Genomic DNA, 2,625 nt, shown 5'->3' with positions numbered 1-2,625 from the left:
CTCCTGGGCCTCCTGCGCCGCGAGGGTGGCGAGCGTGGTGGTCGTGGGCTCGGCGCCGGCGTCGCCGCGCCGCGCATCCCGGCCGCGGCCCTTGGTCTTCTTGTTCTTGCGGGGCTGGGCCTCGGCGCCCGGGAGGCCGGCGCGCAGCTCCTCCCGGATCTCCTCCCGGATCTCCTCCCGCAGCTCGGCGCGCAGCGCCTCGCGGAGGTCGTCCCTGAGGTCGTCCTGGACGCCGCGCAGCTCGCCGCGCACGAAGTCGCGCGTGGCGACCTCCTGGACGGCCAGCCGCAGACCGGCGATCTCGCGGGTGAGGAACTCGGTGTCGGCGAGGTTGCGCTCGGCGCGGTCACGGTCCTCGCGCAGCGCGACCTTGTCCCGGTCGTCCTGGCGGTTCTGCGCCAGCAGGAGCAGGGGTGCGGCGTAGGACGCCTGGAGGGAGAGCATGAGCGTGAGCGCGGTGAAGCCGAGCTCGGCGGAGTCGAACCGCCACGCCATCGGGCCGAACGTGTTCCAGCCCAGCCAGGCGGCGCAGAACAGCGTCATCCAGACGAGGAACTGCGGGGTGCCCATGAAGCGGGCGATGCCCTCGGTGGCCTCGCCGAAGGCGTCCGGGTTCGGGGCCAGCCGGGGCACGCGGCGCCCGCTGGCGCTCAGCGGGGTGTCCAGGCCGGTGCCGCGGCCCGGGCGCAGGTCTCGCGCGGTCTGGGTCATGCTCACACCTCCGGTGTCGTGCGGCGGCGGGCCGCGGGGTCAGGTTGCGGGGCGGGTCTCGGCGTCGTCGAGGTCCATGGCCCGCCAGTCGTCGGGCAGGATGTGGTCGAGCAGGTCGTCCACGCTCACGGCCCCGACGACGCGGTCCTGCTCGTTCACCACGGGGATGCACGTGAGGTTGTAGGTCGCGAGCTCGCGGGTCACGTGGGCGATGGGGGCGAGGTCCGAGACGGCCTCGAGATCCTTGTCCATGATGTTGCCGATCGCCTCCGGCGGCGGGTACCGCAGCAGGCGCTGGAAGTGGACGACGCCGAGGAACCGGCCCGTCGGCGTCTCCAACGGCGGCCGGGCCACGATCACGAGCGAGGCCAGCGCGGGGGAGATCTCCTGCTGTCGGATGGTCGCCATGGCCTCGGCCACGGTGGCCTCCGGGGGGAGGATGACCGGCACGGGGGTCATGAGCGAGCCCGCCGTGCCCTCCTCGTACTCGAGCAGGCGCCGGACGTCCTCGGCGTCCTCCGGCTCCATGCGTTCGAGCAGCAGCTCCTGCTGGGAGTCGGGCAGCTCGTGGAGCAGGTCCGCCGCGTCGTCCGGGTCCATCTCCTCCAGGACGTCGGCGGCGCGGTCGATGTCCAGCTGGGAGAGGATCTGCACCTGGTCGTCGTCGGGCAGCTCCTGGAGCACGTCCGCGAGGCGTTCGTTCTGCAGCTCCCTGGCGACCTCGACGCGGCGCTTCTCCGACATGTCGTGGAGCATGTCCGCCAGGTCGGCGGGCTTGAGGTCCTCGTGCGCGGCGAGGAAGCTCGTGGCCCCCTGCGGGTCGGCCTGCGCCGTCCAGCGGGCCTCGTCCCAGTTCAGCAGGAGGTGCTCGCCCCGCTGGGCGCGGCCGAAGGGGCCGCGGCCGACGATGCGGCGCACGTACAGGTCCGAGACCAGCCAGTCGCCGTTGCGCTGCTGTTCCAGCCCGATGTCCTCCAGGAAGGCCTCGCCCGACCCGTCGGAGAGGCGCACTTTCCGGTCGAAGAGGTCGGCGGCCACCATCTGCTCGGCGCCACGGCGGGAGAACCGGCGCAGGTTGATCAGCCCGGTCGTGATGATCCGGCCCGAGTCCATGGACGTCACCCGCGTCATCGGGACGAAGACGCGCTTCTTGCCGGGGACCTCGATCACGAGGCCGGTGGCGAACGGGGCTGCGGCGGGGCCGCGGTCCAGCACGACGACGTCGCGCAGCCGTCCCAGGCGGTCGCCGAGGGGGTCGAAGACGTCCAGGCCCAGCAGGCGGGCCACGAAGATCTTGGGGGAGCTCACCGACCCAGCCTACGGCGTGCCGGACCGCGGCTCCGTGTCCGCGTACGGCGGACCGCCGCCCGCCCGGGCGCCGGGCCGGGCACAATGGGTCCATGTCGTTCATGATGTCCAACCCTCAGCCCGGCGCCGAGCAGGGCCTGCCCCGCGGAGAGCTGCTGGCCACCTACGCCACCTACGCGCAGGCGCGCGAGCAGGTGGACCGCCTCGCCGCCACGGACTTCCCCGTGAGCGCCGTGTCGATCGTGGGCAAGGACCTGCGGGTCGTGGAGCGGGTGCGCGGCCGGCTGAACTACGCCCAGGTGGCGTTGTCCGCGGGTGTGCGCGGCGTGTTCTTCGGCGGACTGATCGGCGTGTTCCTCTACCTGCTGGCCCCCGAGGCCGGCCCGGGGCAGATCCTCACCTCCATGCTGCTGGGCCTGGCGGTGTGGCTGATCTTCGGCGTGATCGGCTTCGCGATGCGTCGGGGCCAGCACGGCTTCGCGTCCTCGCAGGCCGTCGTGCCGACGGCCTTCGACCTCGTGGTCGCGTTCGACCACGCCGCCCGCGCCCGCCAGGAGCTGGGCCTGGGCGGTGCCGCGGCCCCGACGCCGCAGCCGGCCCCGCAGC

The 2,625-nt window shown here is 73.3% G+C and carries 3 protein-coding genes; 1 reads left to right on the top strand and 2 read right to left on the bottom strand.

The window, feature by feature from the left end:
- A partial coding sequence (locus HMPREF3105_RS10825; RefSeq protein ID WP_070709591.1) for a DUF1003 domain-containing protein occupies positions 1-711 on the bottom strand: 711 nt, incomplete at its 3' end.
- Positions 712-750: 39 nt separating this feature from the next.
- The gene (locus tag HMPREF3105_RS10820) at positions 751-2,019 is read right to left on the bottom strand and encodes a magnesium transporter MgtE N-terminal domain-containing protein (RefSeq protein WP_010080556.1); all 1,269 of its coding nucleotides are present in this window, start codon (positions 2,017-2,019) and stop codon (positions 751-753) included.
- A gap of 92 nt (positions 2,020-2,111) precedes the next feature.
- Between HMPREF3105_RS10820 and HMPREF3105_RS10815 the strand changes: the two genes are divergently transcribed.
- Positions 2,112-2,625 (top strand): YflT domain-containing protein (locus HMPREF3105_RS10815; RefSeq protein ID WP_070709589.1); only part of this gene is annotated, 514 nt, incomplete at its 3' end.

The sequence above is a fragment of the Micrococcus sp. HMSC31B01 genome, from assembly GCF_001816085.1.
In the GTDB taxonomy this organism is placed as follows: Bacteria; Actinomycetota; Actinomycetes; order Actinomycetales; family Micrococcaceae; genus Micrococcus; species Micrococcus luteus.
This window is presented reverse-complemented; position numbering and strand designations above follow the sequence as displayed.